Origin of the sequence: Phyllobacterium brassicacearum, from assembly GCF_003010955.1 — a bacterium.
Classification (GTDB): domain Bacteria; phylum Pseudomonadota; class Alphaproteobacteria; order Rhizobiales; family Rhizobiaceae; genus Phyllobacterium; species Phyllobacterium brassicacearum.
Genome location: NZ_PGGO01000016.1, coordinates 57,688 through 74,682, shown reverse-complemented (window position 1 = coordinate 74,682; position 16,995 = coordinate 57,688). Strand labels below are relative to the sequence as shown.

Here is a 16,995-nt window from a genome sequence, read left to right as displayed (position 1 = left end):
AACGATGAAGCTGGAACGATAGGAGACTAGATGTCGAACTTTCCATTCCCCGGTCTTAACCTCGCGCTCACAACCCCGTTCGACGCTACAGGACGCATCGACTGGGATCGTCTTGAGACCTTGATTGAGCGCTATCTGGGTTCTGGCGTAAGAGGCTTCGTCCTGAGCTCCGGCACCGGCATGCACGTCTACCTTTCCAAGGAAGAGTCAATGGAACTGGCACGGCGCGGCAGCAAAATCATCAAAGGCCGCGCCAGGATCATCGTGCAGACATCTGCGCTCCTCGCCGAGGAAGTGGTTGAGCGCAGCAAGCATGCAGCCGATTGCGGTGCAGACGGCGTCATGGTGTTGCCCCCGTTTTTCGAGGGGCCCACCGACGACGACGACATCGTCGCGTTCTATACAGAGGTTTCCAATGGTGGCCTTCCGATTATCGGCTACAACGTGCCCCAGGCAGTGGGCGTCGAAATTACTCCGAGCCTCCTTCAGATGCTCTGCGAGATTCCCAACTTCTGCACTGTGAAGGATAGCAGCGGCGACCTCGGCAAGCAGGCATCGCTGATCCGCACTGGCTTGCCTGTCATGAATGGCGCTGACCCTTTGGTACCGTACTCGCTGTATGCAGGCGCGAGCGGCCTGATCTGGGGCGGCGCTAACATTGCCCCCAAGACGTGCCTCGCAATAGTGGAGGCGGCGAGGGCACAGAACTGGCTGGGTGTGCGCGAAAGCTGGGAGGCTCTCGAGCCCGTCATGTCGCTGATCTGGCAGGGCGACTACGTTCAGTCGGTTTATGCGGCTTCCAAAATCACCGGGTTCGACGCTGGCAATCCGCGACGTCCTTTGCGCGCGCTTGCTGAGGACAAAATGGACGCGCTCCATGCAGCCCTTGGAGATCTTGCCGAAAGAGAAGCGGTCTGACCGTGGCACATCGTGCAATAAAAGTATTTACCGCCAGCAAGCTTCCAAAGGAGACCGGATTGTCGGCATGGGTTGCCATGCTGCCGCCGCGGATCGAGAGGCCCAGCCTCGACGGTGACCTTGCGGTCGATATTGCCATCATCGGCGCTGGCTTCGCCGGGCTAGCGGCGGCCCGAAGGCTTTCACAACTCGATCCCCGTCTTGGCGTCGCCGTCCTGGAGGCCGGAGTCATTGGCGAAGGTACGGCAGGCCGAAATTCCGGCTTCATCATCGACGTTCCCCATGAGGTCAGTTCTGACGATTATGGTGGAGACGGGCTTGGCCATGCCGCGCGCGATCTCGCGATACATCGCAGAGCCATCGAACTCGTGACCGAGATGGTCGATGAATTTGACTGGGGCCATGACATCGTCGACCCGTGCGGAAAGTACAATATAGCGTTAAGCGCTGAGGGCGACAGGCACGTTTCGGCCTATGCCGCCCAACTCAAGAATCTCGGTGAATCATGCCAACTCCTCGACGCGAAGGAGACCGCTGCTTTGACCGGGAGCGCGGCATTCACTTCAGCGCTGTTCACACCGGGTACTCTCATGATCCAGCCGGCTGCCTTCATCAGAGCTTTCGCGGATGCTCTGAAGGACCCTGTGAGGATATTCGAAAGGACACCCGCGCTCTCGATCGAGGGCGGGGAAAACGGCTGGTTGGTCAAGACGCCCCGCGGTTTTGTGTCCGCACGCAAGATCATCATGGCCAACAACGGCCATGCGCAGAGTTTTGGGTTCTTCCAAGGGCGGCTGTTGCACGTTTTCACCTACGCGTCGATGACTGAGGAATTTGATCCTTCACGCCTTGGCGGACACAGAAAGTGGGCAGCGACGCCGGCTTCACCGATGGGCACGACTATGCGACGGGTGCAGTGGCAGCGTGGAGACCGCATGCTGATTAGGTCCCGTTACACGTACAATCCTTCTATGACGGTCGGCGAAAGGGATGTATCGAGCGCCGGAGCCTTGCACGATCGAAAATTCAGCTACCGTTTCCCGTCTTTGGCCGGCGTAAAGATGGAATATAGATGGGCAGGTGCGATGGCACTGACTTGGAACAGCGTTCCGGCTTTCGGGGAACTGGAGCCCGGCATCTTCGCGGCATGCGGATGCAACGGACTGGGAGCATCTAACGCGACGGCCTCTGGCATTGCGGCGGCCGAGTCCGTTTTGGGTGTGAACACGCCGCTGACGCAAATATATGCCTCTTATGCGAAACCGACGGCCCTTCCGCCGCAGCCGTTGACTACAATCGGAGCGAAAGTGAGCCTGACAGTAAAGGAATGGAGGGCGGGCGTGGAATAGGTCTGCAATCTCCTACATCGGGATGCACCATCCGTTTATCCCTTGTTTCGAAGATGGATAATCAGGCTGACGGAGCCAAGGTTAATGACGGGTTTCGTCCAGCCGAAGCGCCCAGAATGCGAATAGAGGTCTGTTTCCCGATCGCATCGCGTGTTTGATGCCGGGCGGATTGTAGAATGAGCCACCGAGGCCTGGAGCGAACCAATCGTTGTCGGCCTGCTTGAACTCACCCTCCGACATAACAAGGTAGGTTTCTTCGGGCGCATGCTTGTGGTCGGGATAGCGAACTCGAGGAGCCATCAGTGTTACGCCGAGCCAAAGATCTTTTCGCTCTTCCAGTCCACCTGGGCCGGCGATCATTCCGTTGGCATGGCTCACAAGGAAATTTTCGCTGGCGGAGTTGTCGTAAGTGGATCTCCATTTCCATTCCATCGAGGGTTCGATGTCTTTGAACCGAGCCACCATCCTCGCCAGACCCGGATTTGTTGCGGCAGTCTCGAGGGCATTGCCAAGAAATCGCTCGCACACCGGCAGGCGCTTTCCAGTTGAAGTCCGCGTTTCTCCGGGGACATCCAGTTGCGCGAACAACTGCATGATCGAATTTCGGGAGCGGATGTCAGTGGCGAAACGGTCAAATGCCACAAATGCCGCATCGAGGAAGTTCTGAAGAGCGTCACTTCTAACCATCTTGAACCTATGCTGGAGAAGGGGAAATCACCGCCGATTAGATGTCTTTGACCAGACGCAGCGCATCGTATATCGCCGCGTGAGTGTTTCGCGCGGCGACGGCGTCACCGATTCGGAACAACTGGTATCGGCCTTCGGGATTGCGCATCACGGATTGGGGTAGACCACCGAGCAGCTGGTCGTGCGACACTTCCCCCTGATTGGACGACCTTGGCTTCAACTCGAAATAAATATCGTCCAGCGGAATGGTCCCGTGATTGATGACGATCTGGTCGACAATACGCACTTTCGAGACGCCGCCGTAGTCGCTGCCGACATGAGCGACGAACTGGTTGCCCTGTTTCTCGACGGAGTCGAGACGGTAAGTGACCGTGAAGGCTACATCGAGTTTTTGGAGGGACCTCATGTAAGGAACGAGGTTCATTGCCATCACCTCTGGTGCAAAGGATCGATCCGGTGTCATGATCTCAACCTTTGCTCCGGCATTTGCGAGAATTTCGGCGGCCTGAAGCCCAGCGTGGTCGCCCGCGTCGTCGAAAATCAGTACGTTGGTGCCCGGTTTCGCGTCGCCGGAAATGATATCCCATGACGACACGACCAGTTCGTTGCCTTTGGTCAGGATTTCCGTGTGCGCCATACCGCCTGTTGCGACAATGACAACATCCGGATTTTCTGCTTCTATTGCCTCAGCTTCTGCCCAAGTATTAAAGTGAAATTTGACGTCGTACTTTTCGCACTGCGCCATGCGCCATTCCACGATGCTGATCATCTCCTTGCGTCGTGGGCTCTGTGCCGTGAGACGGATTTGACCGCCCGGATCGCTGGCGGCTTCGAACACAACGACCTCATGACCTCGTTCGCCGGCCACCCGTGCCGCCTCAAGTCCGGCCGGGCCGGCTCCGACTATGACCACCTTCTTGCGAACATCAGCCTTCGCAATGATGTGGGGCATGGTCTGCTCGCGGCCCGTTGCAGCGTTGTGGATACAGTAAGCCGCACCGCCCTGATAAATGCGGTCAAGACAGTAGTTCGCGCCGACGCAAGGGCGGATGTCATCTTCGCGTTTCTCGATGATCTTGCGGACGATATGTGGGTCGGTCATGTGTGCACGGGTCATGCCGATCATGTCCACCTTACCTGAAGCGATGGCGTGCCGGGCAGTCGCTACATCCGGGATTCTCGCGGCGTGAAACGTTGGAAAATTCGTCGCCGCGCGGATCTCGCCGGCGAAATCAAGGTGGGGTGCACTGGCCATGCCCTGGATCGGGATCACGTCCGTCAGACCGGCGTCGGTGTCGATATGGCCCCGGATCACATTCAGGTAATCGACGAGGCCGCTTTCCTTGAGGCGCTTTGAGATTTCCAGCCCTTCCGCCTTGTCCGTGCCTCCCGGAAGACCCTCGTCGGCAGTGTAACGGACACCGAGGATGAAGTCGTCGCCGACCCGTTTGCGCATTGCCCTGAAGACATCAAAACAAAACCGCATGCGGTTTTCGAGCGGGCCGCCGTAGGGGCCTTCGAGTTCGTTTGTAAGCGGAGAGGTGAACTGATCGATCAAATGGCCGTAGGCTTCCAATTCGACGCCGTCCATGCCGCCCTCCTTCATTCGCTCGGCTGCGTCGGCAAAGTCCTTGATGATGCGTTCGATGTCCCAATCCTCCAACTTCTTGGGGAAGGCTCGATGCGAGGCCTCGCGATGATGGGATGGGGCGACGACTGGCAGCCAGTCACCCTTGTCCCACCGGGTGCGCCGGCCGAGGTGCGTCAGCTGGATCATGATTGCCGCGCCTTCTTCGTGAACGGCGTCGGTCATTTCCTTGATCCACGGCACGATCTCGTCCTTGTAGGCGAGCAGGTTGTTGAAGACCGGGGGACTATCCTTCGATACCGCCGCGGACCCGGCCGTCATCGTCATTGCAACACCGCCCCTGGCGCGCTCCACCGTATAGGCACGATAGCGTTCCTTGGGCATGCCATCCTCGGGATAGGCAGGTTCATGCGACGTTACAATGATGCGGTTCCGCAGGGTCAGATGCTTGAGATTATATGGCTGCAGCAGGGGATCGTTCAACATCGGGCGGCCTTCGGTTTAGGAAGTTTTGCAACGAACGCTACGCGAAAATGTACATACATGTCAATAATATTCGCGAGAAAGTCAGGTAAATTGACAATCATGTACATTCCTCTTGTCTTCGCTTTCACGATTTGGTAGGAGATCGCCTATGGAACAGGGTCTGAGCGACAGCGGCTGGCGTGGATCAACGGAGGGGTGGCTGGAAGCCGCCTACGAGTCACTGCTTGAGTCCGGTGTGGATTCTGTGAAAATCCTCCCTCTCGCCAAGAAGCTGAATTTGTCGCGGACTAGCTTCTACTGGTTCTTCAAAGACCGGGAGGAATTGCTGCTGGCGCTGGTCGCGAAATGGCGGGACAAGAACACTGGCAATTTGGTCAGACAATCAGAGGCCTATGCGGAATCTGTCGCAGAAGCGATGCTGAACGTCTTCGATTGCTGGATCGACAATTCGCTGTTTGACTCGCAGTTTGAATTCGCGGTGCGTAGCTGGGCGCTTCAATCTGACAGTATTCTGGCTGAAGTTCAGCAGGCCGATCAGGCCCGTCTCGCTGCACTGAGCCGCATGTTCGTCAGGTTTGGCCACGAAGAGGTGTCCGCTGATGTTCGCGCCCGCACGATCTATCTGGTCCAGATTGGCTACATCTCCATGCAGACCAAGGAGGACCTGGCGGTCCGCATGAAGCGCATTCCTGAGTATGTCGAGATTTTCACGGGCGAGGCCCCGCAGCAGCGTGAGTTGGATCGGTTTTTCGCCAGGCATGGTTATGTTCCGGGGTAAGTGTCGAACCACATGAGCGTATAGGCGAACAACTACCGCGGCACAACGGAGGCAGCGCGGGGTTCAATAAAGCTGTAAGTAAGGGACTTGCCGCGGCACTAAGAACGTCGATCAGCATGGGACAAACTCCGGTAAAGGATGACGAGAATACCAATTTGATGCAGTAAATCCGCGCCGCTTTGATGTTCGCATCTGATTTTGAATGTGCGCCAGGAGGAGGACTTTGTCCAAAAAATTTCCCCGTCTGTTTTCTCCGCTTCAACTGCGCTCCCACACCCTCCGGAACCGGCTCGTCTTCGGTGCGCACACATCGAACATGGCGGTCGAAGGTTTGCCGACCGAACGCCACATTGCCTATTATGCGGAGCGCGCAATGGGCGGTGCCGGGATGATCGTGGTGGAGCCCATGCCTGTACACGCGGCAGCAGTCCTGACGCGCGGCAACTTCAGGCACGCCGACGACTCTGTCATTCCACACTTCAAAAAGCTGGTTCAACGAGGCGGTTTACACGCTTTATGAAGGGGTTGGTTCGATCGTCGATATCGACCAGAGCATGAAGCTCGGCGCGAACCACCCGATGGGACCGCTGGAGCTTGCCGATTTCATCGGCCTCGATACCTGCCTTGCCATCATGAACGTGCTGCATGACGGGCTCGCCGATACCAAGTACCGGCCTTGCCCGCTGCTGGTCAAATATGTCGAGGCCGGCTGGCTTGGCCGCAAAGCAGGAAGAGGCTTTTACGACTATCGCGGCGAAGTGCCGGTACCCACTCGCTGATCAAGAGGCTGCCATGAAAATCCTAGCTAAGTGAAACGGGTCGTCGACTTCAACGTCAAGATCCGGAGCGGTGATGGTGAAGCGTCGCAAGACCATTTCCACACCCGTGCGGGGCCCCGGCGCTAAGCTTGCCCGCTATGCCGATGTTCTCGGTCTGTGCTTCGAAAATCGCATAACGCCTCGTATGGAACAGCAAAATACCTTAATAATCATCCCGGACGGGATTATTTAGGGGCTTCATTTGCGAGTATCCAGAAAATCGTCCCGAGCGGTTCTTTTTGTAGATTTTTGCTATCAGCGCTGCTATAATCGTCCCGATAGGGATGATTCATGCAGACGATCATAGATAGTAAGAGCTTTGGACTTCTGATCCGTGCGGAGCGAAAAGCGCAGAAACTGACACAGGAGCAGCTCGCAGCGCTGACCGGGGTTGGGGTGCGTTTCGTGCGCGAGCTCGAAGCCGGGAAGGATAGTTGCCAGATAGGACGCGCCCTACAGGTGGCGGCGACCTTAGGATTGCGTGTTTCCGTCGGCAGTCGTCGGGAGCGCGCGTCATGACGCATCTGCTGGACGTCTATTACAGGGAAGCGAAGGCAGGCGTGCTCAGCCAGGAAGATGGTGGCGCGCTCAGCTTCGCTTACGATGCTGGTTATCTAGAAGGAAGCAGATTCAGCGCCATCTCCTTTTCCATGCCGTTGCAGGAGGCGGCTTATGGAGACAGGATCGTTCGCCCTTTCTTTTCCGGCCTTCTGCCAGATGAAGGCGCGCGACAGCGCCTTTCGGGCGCGCTCGGGATTTCCTCAGGCAATGCCTTTGGCCTTCTGGAGGTCATAGGCGGGGAATGCGCGGGGGCATTATCGCTCTATCCCGCAGGTGAGGCGCCGTTATCATCGGATGACGATGGCGTTGAATTTCTGAGCACGGAGCGGCTAGAGGAAATCCTTGGCAAACTGCGTGAGCGCCCTCTGTTAGGAGGTGAGGAAGGGGTACGCCTGTCCCTTGCCGGTGCGCAGGACAAGCTTGCTGTCTGTGTTGAGGGAGAGAGTATCGGGCTTGCCAAGGGCGGCCGTCCGACGACCCATATCTTAAAGCCCTTCATTCAGGCTCTCGATGGTACGGTCGAGAACGAACTATTCTGCCTGCGCCTCGCTGCGCGGTTGAGGCTTCCCGTGCCCAACGTGGAAATGAGGCACGGCAGCGGCTACTGGTCAAGGACATCGCCGAACTCGCAGGGCGCATCGGCGGTCAAGCCGACGAGCTTCTCGCGGAGTTTGCCGAGGGCGGCATTAGCCATGAAATCCTCAAAGTCATTCGTGGCGTCATAGGGACGAACGCGGCGCATTTGCTGCGCATTATCGAAAAGGCGTGAAAATTGTCTTTGGTCTCGCCGGGCCGCTCGAGCCGTTGATACCGGGCGGGCGGCCGGGCATTATTCCTGCTGTGTGCATGTAAGCATAATGCAGCGCCTGGCACCTTAGAATCTGCTGCTGTAACGAATCGAGCGCCAGTTGCTGCCGAAGGCGAACAGGTTCACGCCTTGTTTCGGGTTTGTGCTGAAAAGATCGCATAATGGCCAGACCGGAACGAACTGGTAGTCGCTTGCGAATGTGGGCAAGCTCTACGAAGCATTTCCCTTTGATCGCAGAACCATCATCACTGCCGATCCTTCAATCGAACGCCTGGGCCATTGCCATTCGCGTCAATGAATATGACGCCAGCCTGTTCAAGCGCTAACTGCAGCTTGGCCAACGTTGTGCCCGTCACGGCCAGCAACTCACCTTCCATTTTTTCCAAGCGCTTTATCGTCTCAACGGAAATGCCGGCGCTTTCAGCCAAACCAGACTGATCTAATCGGAGCAGAGCCCTAGCAGCTCGGAGCTGCGCAGAAGTAAGCAAAATACACCTCACGTGTAAAAAAATACATATCAGGTGTTGACACCCGAAGTGTTTCAGATTACCTATAGAGTGTAACTGATTGCGCTTCCACGTGCAAAGACCACCGGCGACATCGCGGCGAAGCTGCGACGCGCTATATTATGCCGAGGACAGGGATCATGGGAAACACGAGCGCCTGATTCCCTGAGCGCCATTTCGGTAGAATGAGCGCGCCGGAACGATGAAGAGATCCCTGCCGTCTATGGTCGTCCGATCAGTGGACAGATGCCGTTTTTTATGGCGGCCGAGAGGTTCATTTGGCGCCGGCGAGCTAGAGAGTTCATTTTATTCGGCCGGCACTGAGCACACGCCCAGTCCCTGGGACGCGAAGCCGGGTGCTCAATTGATGGTTCGCGCCACAGGGCGGGTGGAACCTGACTAGGTCAGGGCCCACCTTTACGACCAGTGCGTGCAGGTCCTGAGCGGAGGCGCGTTTGGACGAGGGGCAGCGCCAAATTCAGTGAGTTGCGGTTGCACAAGGTGCTGGTGACATCGAGAGCAGCCTGACCATAAACCAAGTTGTTAGGGAACTCGGATCGATGGCTGTTTCTGAGAAAAGCAGAACGTTGCCGCCAGTAACCCGCAGAGGTTTGCTTTCGGGGACCAAGGTGTGGCTGATCGCACGAACAGTGTCGCTGGCAGCCGATACGGCAGTCCTTGCCCTTTGGCGAGAGTGGTTTACCACCTGTGGAAAGATCGAGGAGTTTTTCCGGGTGCGCAAGCGGGCTGAAGCCTGCCTGGTCGCGGCTGCCGATTCTCCTCTCGTCGAGGTGCCTGAGCCGGGCGGCAAGCGAGCGGTCACAGCATTCGCGGCAAGCGATGTCGATTCCCTTCTTGGCAGGGGCGCTGGGACCGCCGCCGCGCCGACACAGGCAAAACCCGCCCGTCGTGCCTGCAAGCAGGTATGGATGGCGATGGACAAACCGCGGCGCTTTATCGCCGACATCGCCGCGAAGCCTGATGCCGCTTTCTTCACCGATGCTTCAGGGCAGCATCGTACAAACGACAGAAAACTGGAGATGGCCATGGCGAGCCGATCATGAATCCCGATCGCAATGGACACGTTCGACCCTCTTGCGCTGCGTAAGCTTCTCGCCCGCAATATGCGGATCCGCCGGGCAGAGCTTGCTATCTCGCAGGAAGAGGTTGCCCTGCGCACCGGACTGACCCAGGCCTATCTCAGCGGCATCGAACGGGAGAAGCGCAACATTTCCCTCGACACCATTCAAAAAATAGCCTTTGCCCTTGAAACAACGGGATCGGCGCTGCTCAACATGCGTTAGCGGCCCGAACGTCAAACAAAACGCCACCTCGCCAATGAGGCGGGTCGGTCTTTCGCCTGAGCACACCACCGGCCGCTCCAGGTCGGGCGCTTCGGCATCGAGGTCACGAACATCCTCCATGGCGCGAGATGGTCGAAAATATCGCTGAAACTCGCATCCACTTCGACTGGCGGCAGCCCGAACAACCCGACATCCCCGGATATCCCCGCCGCCCAGAAATATGGGGCTACGGTAAAGGTCCATCCCTGCTCGGTCACAACCTGCTTGGCCTCCGGGGTCACCGGCGAATAAACGTCGGCAGCCATGCCGCTCTCGGCAAGTAGAAGACTCCCGGCACAAGTCAGAGCAAAAGCGATGCCATGTTTCATAGTGTCCCCTCCAGAATTTCTTGCTTGTTGGGTCGGCCGTCAACCGCATCCGAGTTCGATCATGGTCGAATACGTCGATTCGACCAACTGCTAATTTCTCTGCGCGAGCCCAGGTTGCAGAGCACTATGACGGATGCAACGCACGGTTAAGGTTACGGTGCTGCCTGGAATACTTACCGACACCTGTAATAAATCCGCCCGTAGGCGTCGACCGCCTGGACGCAGCCTGGGGCGTAGACCGTTGTGCCGATCGCCGCTCCGGCGGCAACGGATCGGCGCGTCGTTCGCCGCGCCACTCCAGCATAGCTCACCGGCGTTAGGGGGCGTCCGACGCGAGCCTGAGCGTCAGAGAGGAACGAGCCGGTCCCACCCGTGGGAAAGTCCCCTCCAAACAGCATCATGGCAATACCGCCTGCCACCGCGATTAGTCTTGTGCGACGGGTCATTGGTTGGCTCCTTCTGGTACTTCGTCAATGTGGGGCATCGCCTTTGCATCCACCTTCTTACTGCCGGCTGGGGGTGCGAACGAGAAATCATCATTGGCCTCTCCGCTCCACGAATTGACGATAAGCGTGTATTGCGGCGCAGCCGTCACGGCCTTGGAGGTGATGACATATTTGCAGGGGATTGGTTCTGCTCCGGTGCGCACCCAAAGCTGCCAATCTGAATCCGCATTGCGGAAGGCCAGGTGATCGCACTCGATGCCGCCAACTACGCCCGTGCCGATATGCTTGGCATCAATGACGCCGGCATTGAGCTCATCATAGACGTTCGACAGGAGCAGGTCGGCGCCGGGCAACGAATAACCGTCCGCTTCGAGCCTGGAAATGAGTTCGTCGATCGTCCCCGGTGCCTCAATCTGCGTGAATACTTTGTCGTCCTTCGAGTGGATGGTTATCTGCTTGCCGTCGAAAATCATCTCGACATCGGCGAAGCCGCCGGTGCGAGCCGCGTGCATCTTGTTCGGGCGGCCGACAGCGACCTGACCTGAGCTCGCGAACTGCAATTTCTGCAAATCGGGCGTCAGAACTTCAATGTCGGTGTCGAAAGTTTCAGAAAAGGTCTGTTGTTTCGCCAAGTACTCCGACATGGATTTAAGAATGGCGCGAGCATCATCCTCTGCATGCGCAGCAGGCACGAACAGTGCCAAGGCGAGTATTCCCGTGGCTAATCGACTTTCCGTTCTCATGTTTTCCTCCCGTTTGTAACTTTATCCCACTGCATCACTGCATTCGTTCATCGCTGACCACACCGCGTCCTCGAACCGATTATTGAATCCGTGGGCGAAGACAGGAACACTGCGGCTCGGATTCTTCCGCACGGTCTTGCTTGGCCAGTTTTCAGCCGTCTCCCGGCTCACTTCTTCCGCTTTGAGGGTTGCAAAATCCGTCTGCGGGTTTGCTGGAAGCTTTCGCGGCCAGGCGCCCTCACCATCCTTGCGAAGCTTGTCACGCCGGATCGGCACTGTGATCTTCGTGAAGGCTGAACTAGGCGCCCGTCAGGCGCGAGCACTCCGGCCGGCCACAGCCGGCTACAAGTGTGGTTAAAGTGGAGGCAAGCAGAATGCCCGGCCTGCATCCCACGAGGGAAACCGGTATCAGCCCACAAAAACTGCCCATGCGCCTCCTTGCTTTGCCACAAATGACGGATTCTGTGCATCATCCCGAGGGCCTGTATCCTGTCGGATGAACTCATTGCCTCAAGCCTGAAGTTTTCTGAGGCAGGATCGTTTGCATTCCGCCCCTGGCAATCTTGTTGACTGAAACAAGTGAAACCATTGCCCAGCGCAGATGAATACTTTCTGCAGCAGAGCTTAGATCTTGAATTCGCTTGGCATTACACATGGAAATGATAGCATAATACATCATTGAATAATAATGCATATTGCAACCGTTCGAGGCCTGGTGCATAAAATGTAGGTAGTATCGGTGCTCTTGGGGAAAGTGTCGCAGAGCATGCCGAAAAGAGAAACCGCGCGGATCTTGCAAATGATCGTTCTCCTCCATCACTGACTGGAGGAGTTGCGGAGTTGGGCGCATGACGCTGCTCAGGGAACCACTTCTGCACTTCGCCATCGTTGGGGCGATCCTCTTCGGCGGCTATTCCTGGCTCAACAATAAAAACGTTGAGGCAACGGCCGTCGATCCGGTGCGCATCGGCGAAGGCGACGTACGCTGGCTGAAGCAAACCTGGTCGAGCCAGTGGCTGCGCCAGCCGACCGCCGACGAGCTGAAGGGGTTGGTCAACGATCTCCTGAACGAAAGGCTGATGGCGCGCGAGGCCGAGGCGATGGGTCTGGCCCAGGACGACACCGTCATTCGCCGTCGCCTGGCGCAAAAGTTGAAGTTCCTTGTCGAGGATACAGCCCGGCTCGCGGAGCCGAGCGAGGCGCAGTTGCAGCAATACTTTGCCGCCAATGCCACCCATTTCGCGACGCCCGGAAAACTCTCGTTCAAGCAAGTCTATTTCAATCCGAAACATCGCACCGATGCCGCGGCGGACGCCAAGTCAGTGCTCGCCGAATTGAATGCGGGCGAAGTCGAGCCGGCAGGAGGCGACCGGCTGCTTCTCGGCGACAGCTTCGACGACACCGGCGAACTGGCACTAGCGGGCATGTTCGGTGCCGGGTTCGCCCAGGAGGTATTCGCACTCGAACCTGGCAGGTGGCACGGTCCTGTGAAATCCGGTTACGGCTTCCACCTCGTATTCGTAAGCGAGCGCACGTCGAATGCTCAGAAGGCTTTCGAAACGGTGCGGGACGCGGTTCTCGCCGAGTGGCGCGGGGCCAAGCAGACCGAGCTCAGTCGCGATTATCTCGTCGAGCTTCGCAAAAAGTATGGGGTGGAGGTGGATGAAGGCGTGAAAGCGGTGCTGGGCTCCGAGCCCGCACCGAACGTGGCGACAAAATGAACCGGCAGGTCGATCAATCCGCGCGCGTCCGTCACGCCGGCGGTGCGATGGGCTACCTCTGGACGGTCATCCTGGCGGCAGCGATTTTGGTCCTTGTTTCGGGGGGCGCCTCCGCCCACGAGGTGCGGCCCGCCTACCTGAGTGTCCAGGAAGAAGCGACCAACGAGTTCAGTGTGCTGTTCAAAACGCCGATGCAGGGCAATGCGCGGCTGGCGCTAACCGCATTGTTCTCCGGCAGGATCGAAATGGTGACGCCGATTGTCTCGCAGCCAACCGGTGACGCTATGGTGCAGACCTGGCGCGTGCGAACTCTGGAGCCGTTGGCCGGTCAGACGGTGCTGATCGACGGGTTGCAGAACACCATGACCGACGCCCTGATCCACATAACGCTTGCCAATGGCAACAACTGGACGGCGCGGCTGACACCCGGCGAGCCATCGGCCTTGATCCCCGAATCGCAAAGCACCTGGAGCGTCTTCACGACCTATTTTGGTCAAGGCATCGAGCACATTGCGTTTGGCTTCGATCACCTGCTCTTCGTCGCCGCTCTGATGCTGATCGTGCGCGATTGGCGCAAGCTGGTGAAGGCAGTCACCGCCTTCACAGTCGCAGTCGCTCACTCGATCACATTGACCTGCGCCACACTCGGCTGGGTGACGCTGCCGTCGCGCCCGGTCGAAGTGATGATCGCCATCAGCATTGTCATGGTCGCCGCTGATGTCGTGCGCATGGAGCGCGGCCAGCTCAGCCTTGCCATCGTCAGGCCGTGGATCGTGGCTTTCGCGTTTGGGCTGCTACATGGCTTCGGTTTCGCCGGCGCTCTTGTGGACCTCGGTCTGCCGCAGGGCGACATTCCGCTGGCCTTGCTGAGCTTCAATATCGGCGTCGAGATTGGACAGCTCGTCTTCATCGCGCTGCTGCTGACGCTGGTCCAGACAGTTCGGCGGTTCGCCACGATCCCGAGCGCGGCGGCCGTCGCATCGGCCTACGCGATCGGTAGCGTCGCGGCATTCTGGAGCGTCCAACGTCTGGACGCGATGTTCCTGTGAGGGGGGACGACGATGGGGGGTACTATACGACATCGGAAAAGAGCAGCCTCTGCTATCATGGCAGCGGCGGGCCTGTTTGCAGTAGCCCTTGGCTCACAGGGACTTGCCTGCGGCTATGACGATCCGCAGTCGGTGGCGCGCGGCTCCCTGAACTGGAGCTATCCCAATTCGCTCTACGTCATCGGCGCGATTTCGCGGGAAGTCGCGGCGCGGCGGCTTCCACTTGCGAATTTCGACCGTGGGGGCGTTGATCTGTTCGGACACAAGTTCAAGCTTGCCGCGACCTCGCTGGCGCAGTTCGGCGCGATGCTCGGTGCGGCGCCCTCCCGGCCGCTGCAGACCTCGGTCGCGGTCGTCCTGATCGAGCCGATGCTGTGGGCGCGCTTCGAGCCGACAGACGACGGCTGGCGCACAGCGGTCCACGTCTCGGGGCCGGGGCGCGGCGATCTCGTCATGGTCACTGGCGAGGCCGTTATCGCCGAGATCGCCGCGCGGCATCTCACCTTCGGCCAAGCGTATGCCCGCGGGATCGTGCGCCTGTATGGAGAGGATGCCCTGATCGCGGCGTTTGTTCAGAACTATCAGCAGGTCGGTGCACGTCAAAGTACGGCTGATACGGCTGGCGCGCGCGGATCTGATCCGGATCGCATCGCGACCGACACAAGCACAGCTTCGCCTCATGCCTCACAGACCGGTACGACGGCCGTGGAGTCAGACATGTTTGGAAAACCGGTTCAATGATGGAGGGGAGCATGATCAGGAGTTCTTTCACGGTGGCTGGCCTTGCCTTGATGACGGCGTGCCTGGGCACGATCGCACAGGCTCAGGAGCCAACAACGACCGATGCGGGCACCTTGACCCCGGAGCAGACGGATAGGGTGTTCAAGGCGAGGCCGTATTCGCCTTATGCCCAGCGCAATTTTCCGATGCGCCCGCTGTTCGGCGACACGCACCTGCACACTGCGTTTTCCATGGACGCCGGCGCGTTCGGCGCACGGCTAGGGCCACGCGATGCCTACAAGTTGGCCAGGGGCGAACAGGTTATCTCGTCGACAGGGCAGCCGGTCAGGCTTTCGCGGCCACTGGATTTCCTCGTGGTAACCGACCATTCGGACAACATGGGCTTTTTCCCCGACCTGATGAGTGGAAAGCCCGAGTTGATGGCCGATCCGCTGGGGCGCAAATGGTATGACATGATCCAAAATGGTCAGGGAGCGGCAGCGGCCATGGAGATCGTCGTATCCTTCGGCGCTGGGAAATTCACTGGTCCTCTCCTCTACTCGCCCGACTCATCCGCCTATCGAGGAGCTTGGCAACAGACGATCGCGGCTGCCGAAGAGGCAAACGACCCCGGCCGGTTCACTGCCGTTATCGGCTATGAGTGGACCTCGAACACCGGGGGCAACAACCTTCACCGCAATGTTATTTACCGCGACGGTGCCAACAAGGCGAGCCAGATGGTACCGTTCACGACACTGCCACCGGGGAGCGATAATCCGCGTGATCTGTGGAAATGGCTGCAGAACTACGAAGACAAAACCGGCGGCGAGGTGCTCGCAATCGCCCACAACGGCAACTTGAGCAACGGAACGATGTTCCCGATCGTCGAATCCTTCACCGGCAAGGAGATCGATCGCGCATATGCCGAGCAGCGTGCGAAATGGGAGGTGCTCTATGAGGCCACCCAGATGAAGGGCGATGGCGAAACCCACCCGTTGCTGTCGCCCAACGACGAGTTCGCAAATTTCGAGCGCTGGGACAAGGCCAACCTCGATCTTACCCAGGCGAAGAAGCCGGAGATGCTGGAATTCGAGTACGCGCGCTCGGCGCTCAAGAACGGCCTCAAACTGGAAACCAAGCAAGGCATCAACCCCTACAAGTTCGGGCTGGTCGGCAGCACCGACGCCCACACCGGCCTTGCCACAGCCGACGACGACAATTTTTGGGGGAAGGTAACCAGTTCGGAGCCTAGCCCTGGCCGGGCTACTCATCCGCTCTTCAGCAATCCGAAGACCGGCATCCAGGTCATGGGTTGGGAAGAAACGGCGTCCGGCTACGCGGCTGTGTGGGCTCAGGAGAACACCCGCGCCTCCATCTTCGATGCGATGAAGCGGCGCGAGACCTATGCGACGACCGGCCCGCGCATGATGGTGCGCTTCTTCGGCGGCTTTGACTTTGAGGACGCGGACGCCAACACCCGCAGCCCGGCGATTGCAGGTTACACCAAGGGTGTACCAATGGGCGGCGACATCGGCCCGGCACCCGAAGGAAAAGTTCCGACATTCCTGGTGGCGGCGCTGAAGGACCCCATCGGGGCTAATCTCGACCGCTACCAGATCATCAAGGGCTGGCTCGACGCGGCCGGCGCGGTGCATGAGAAGATCTATGACGTTGCCTGGTCTGGCGACCGCAAGCCGGATGCGAACGGTAAGCTGCCCCCGGTCGGCAACACGGTTGACGTGCCGAACGCCACCTGGAGCAATTCCATCGGGGCGCCGGAGCTGCTCGGCGTATGGAAGGACCCGGACTTCGATCCCGCCCAGCGTGCGTTCTATTACGGCCGCGTTATCGAAATCCCGACGCCGCGCTGGACAGCCTACGACGCGAAGTACTTCGGACTGACTTTACCGCCCGAAGTGCCGATGATCACGCAGGAGCGCGCCTATACGTCGCCGATCTGGTATACCGGGGCGATGCCTCAATGAACGAACCGGGCGAGGCGGATATCATTATCAGCGACTTGCGGGGCAACGGTGGCAGCGCGAGACATCCTATAATTGCGCGTGATGCAGCGCTCAGATACAAATTCCAGCGAGAGTTTGATGCATTGAACGGCCGCGAAAGCACAGCGTCTGGTCAAAGAGG

At 58.6% G+C, this 16,995-nt stretch carries 15 protein-coding genes and 4 pseudogenes; 13 read left to right on the top strand and 6 right to left on the bottom strand.

From position 1 onward, the window contains the following. Positions 1-30 precede the first annotated feature (30 nt). Entirely contained in the window at positions 31-918 is an 888-nt protein-coding gene (locus CU102_RS19710; protein ID WP_106712804.1) for a dihydrodipicolinate synthase family protein, read from the top strand. 2 nt (positions 919-920) lie between these two features. After that, positions 921-2,267 carry an NAD(P)/FAD-dependent oxidoreductase gene (locus tag CU102_RS19705; protein ID WP_425351574.1) on the top strand — a complete coding sequence of 449 codons (1,347 nt, stop codon included), beginning with the start codon at positions 921-923 and terminating at the stop codon, positions 2,265-2,267. Positions 2,268-2,348: 81 nt separating this feature from the next. Here the strand turns inward: CU102_RS19705 and CU102_RS19700 are convergent, their stop codons facing one another. Then, on the bottom strand, positions 2,349-2,954 hold the full coding sequence (locus tag CU102_RS19700; protein ID WP_106712803.1) for a dimethylsulfonioproprionate lyase family protein: 606 nt from the start codon (positions 2,952-2,954) through the stop codon (positions 2,349-2,351). 37 nt (positions 2,955-2,991) lie between these two features. Continuing rightward, positions 2,992-5,028, bottom strand: a complete 2,037-nt coding sequence (locus tag CU102_RS19695; RefSeq protein ID WP_106712802.1) for an NADH:flavin oxidoreductase — start codon at positions 5,026-5,028, stop codon at positions 2,992-2,994. 148 nt (positions 5,029-5,176) lie between these two features. Between CU102_RS19695 and CU102_RS19690 the strand changes: the two genes are divergently transcribed. From CU102_RS19690 to CU102_RS19655, 7 genes and pseudogenes are all read left to right on the top strand, one after another. Continuing rightward, positions 5,177-5,806: a TetR/AcrR family transcriptional regulator gene (locus tag CU102_RS19690; RefSeq protein WP_106712801.1), complete on the top strand. Its 630-nt coding sequence runs from the start codon at positions 5,177-5,179 to the stop codon at positions 5,804-5,806. 223 nt (positions 5,807-6,029) lie between these two features. Beyond that, positions 6,030-6,302: pseudogene (locus tag CU102_RS19685) on the top strand (oxidoreductase); the annotation flags it as partial. After that, positions 6,301-6,585: pseudogene (locus CU102_RS19680) on the top strand (3-hydroxyacyl-CoA dehydrogenase family protein); the annotation flags it as partial. The pseudogenes CU102_RS19685 and CU102_RS19680, both read left to right, overlap by 2 nt. A 330-nt stretch (positions 6,586-6,915) precedes the next feature. Continuing rightward, a complete protein-coding gene (locus tag CU102_RS19675; RefSeq protein WP_106712800.1) occupies positions 6,916-7,143 on the top strand; it encodes a helix-turn-helix domain-containing protein in 228 nt (75 codons plus the stop codon). Further along, positions 7,140-7,910, top strand: coding sequence for a HipA N-terminal domain-containing protein (locus tag CU102_RS19670; RefSeq protein ID WP_166648559.1), 771 nt, complete (start codon positions 7,140-7,142; stop codon positions 7,908-7,910). The genes CU102_RS19675 and CU102_RS19670 overlap by 4 nt, the downstream gene beginning before the upstream one ends. Positions 7,911-9,059: 1,149 nt before the next feature. Next, a complete protein-coding gene (locus CU102_RS19660; RefSeq protein ID WP_146146478.1) occupies positions 9,060-9,563 on the top strand; it encodes a hypothetical protein in 504 nt (167 codons plus the stop codon). Between the two features lie 12 nt (positions 9,564-9,575). Continuing rightward, entirely contained in the window at positions 9,576-9,803 is a 228-nt protein-coding gene (locus CU102_RS19655; RefSeq protein WP_106712798.1) for a helix-turn-helix domain-containing protein, read from the top strand. A gap of 125 nt (positions 9,804-9,928) precedes the next feature. Here the strand turns inward: CU102_RS19655 and CU102_RS19650 are convergent. The 4 genes and pseudogenes from CU102_RS19650 to CU102_RS19635 all read right to left on the bottom strand — a co-directional run. After that, a pseudogene (locus CU102_RS19650) lies at positions 9,929-10,171 on the bottom strand (hypothetical protein); the annotation flags it as partial. 173 nt (positions 10,172-10,344) lie between these two features. Next, a complete protein-coding gene (locus tag CU102_RS19645; protein WP_106712797.1) occupies positions 10,345-10,617 on the bottom strand; it encodes a hypothetical protein in 273 nt (90 codons plus the stop codon). Then, a complete protein-coding gene (locus CU102_RS19640; protein ID WP_106712796.1) occupies positions 10,614-11,360 on the bottom strand; it encodes a DUF2092 domain-containing protein in 747 nt (248 codons plus the stop codon). Before CU102_RS19640 ends, CU102_RS19645 begins: the two co-directional genes overlap by 4 nt. Before the next feature lie 21 nt (positions 11,361-11,381). Continuing rightward, positions 11,382-11,669, bottom strand: a pseudogene (locus CU102_RS19635) (alpha/beta hydrolase); the annotation flags it as partial. A 539-nt stretch (positions 11,670-12,208) separates the two neighbouring features. On the opposite strand from CU102_RS19635, the gene CU102_RS19625 reads away from it, so the two are divergent. The 4 genes from CU102_RS19625 to CU102_RS19610 are packed head-to-tail and all read left to right on the top strand — an operon-like array spanning position 12,209 to position 16,835. Then, on the top strand, positions 12,209-13,081 hold the full coding sequence (locus tag CU102_RS19625; protein WP_106712793.1) for a peptidyl-prolyl cis-trans isomerase: 873 nt from the start codon (positions 12,209-12,211) through the stop codon (positions 13,079-13,081). Between the two features lie 47 nt (positions 13,082-13,128). Next, on the top strand, positions 13,129-14,130 hold the full coding sequence (locus CU102_RS19620) for a HupE/UreJ family protein (protein ID WP_106712863.1): 1,002 nt from the start codon (positions 13,129-13,131) through the stop codon (positions 14,128-14,130). A 57-nt stretch (positions 14,131-14,187) separates the two neighbouring features. After that, a complete protein-coding gene (locus tag CU102_RS19615; protein WP_208113912.1) occupies positions 14,188-14,871 on the top strand; it encodes a hypothetical protein in 684 nt (227 codons plus the stop codon). Positions 14,872-14,882: 11 nt separating this feature from the next. Then, positions 14,883-16,835, top strand: a complete 1,953-nt coding sequence (locus tag CU102_RS19610) for a DUF3604 domain-containing protein (protein WP_106712862.1) — start codon at positions 14,883-14,885, stop codon at positions 16,833-16,835. The last annotated feature ends 160 nt before the right edge of the window (positions 16,836-16,995 follow it).